Annotated in this window: 1 protein-coding gene; it reads left to right on the forward strand. The window is 43.3% G+C overall.

The window, feature by feature from the left end:
- Positions 1 to 97 precede the first annotated feature (97 nt).
- Positions 98 to 1066, forward strand: coding sequence for an IS30 family transposase (locus tag CXF64_RS00005; protein ID WP_101215985.1), 969 nt, complete (start codon positions 98 to 100; stop codon positions 1064 to 1066).
- The last annotated feature ends 29 nt before the right edge of the window (positions 1067 to 1095 follow it).

A 1095-nucleotide genomic window follows, 5' to 3' on the forward strand; every position in this document is an offset into this window, starting at 1 on the left:
CCTAGATTCAAATTGTAAGTGCATAACTTGTTTTGGCTAGATTAAGTGGTCAGTTGCTCATAAGCTAACTGCTTTTTCTCCGGCAAGAGATTTTACAATGAGACATTACAAACAACTGACCTATGCGCAAAGATGCCAGATCGCCGTTCTAAAGAAAAGCGGTTTTACGCAACAAAGTATTGCTGAGCTAACTAATTTATCGCAATCTACGATTTCAAGAGAGCTTTCTAGAAATACAGGTAAGCGAGGTTACAGACACAAACAAGCTCATGAGCGGGCTTTGTTTCGCCGAAGAAGTGTAAGAAAACCGCTTAAGATGACACCTGAAATAATAGCTTTAATTACCCAGAAGCTTAATGAGAAGTGGAGTCCTGAACAAATAACGGGATGGTTACGCAAAGAAAGTGAACGGTCTGTCAGCCATGAATGCATTTATCTGTATATCTGGGAAGATAAAAAAGCAGGTGGTGAGTTATACCTACATCTGCGCCGACACGGTAAGAAATATCACAAGCGCAGTCATGGTAAAACAAACCGAGGGCAAATAAAAAATCGCGTTAGCATTGAAGAGCGCCCACAAATAGTTGATGAGAAAGGCCGTATCGGAGATTGGGAAATAGATACCGTCATAGGCAAAGGTCATCGAGGTGCCCTTGTTACCATTGTAGAGCGGGTTACCCAATTCACTGTATCAACTCAGGTGGCAGGAAAAACAGCGGAAGCCGTCACTGCGGCGACGATAGAACTATTAAGGCCATATAGGTCAGCGCTTCATAGCATCACAGCTGACAATGGAAAAGAGTTCGCTTATCACGAGCAAATCACAGAGGCTTTAAGTGTACCTGTTTATTTTGCTCACCCTTATCACTCATGGGAGCGCGGATTGAATGAAAACACGAATGGATTACTACGTCAGTATTGGCCGAAGAGCACAGATTTTAAGGCGGTAACACCAGCACAAGTTATACCCGTACTTGAGCAACTTAATAATCGTCCGAGGAAGACACTTGGATTTGAAACGCCTGCAAAATTGATGCAGGATCACTTGGCGGCTAAAGCCGCCTAAACGTTATGCACTTCAGATTTGAATCCGCG

Source organism: Pseudoalteromonas sp. GutCa3, from assembly GCF_002836155.1.
Taxonomy (GTDB): Bacteria; Pseudomonadota; Gammaproteobacteria; order Enterobacterales; family Alteromonadaceae; genus Pseudoalteromonas; species Pseudoalteromonas arctica.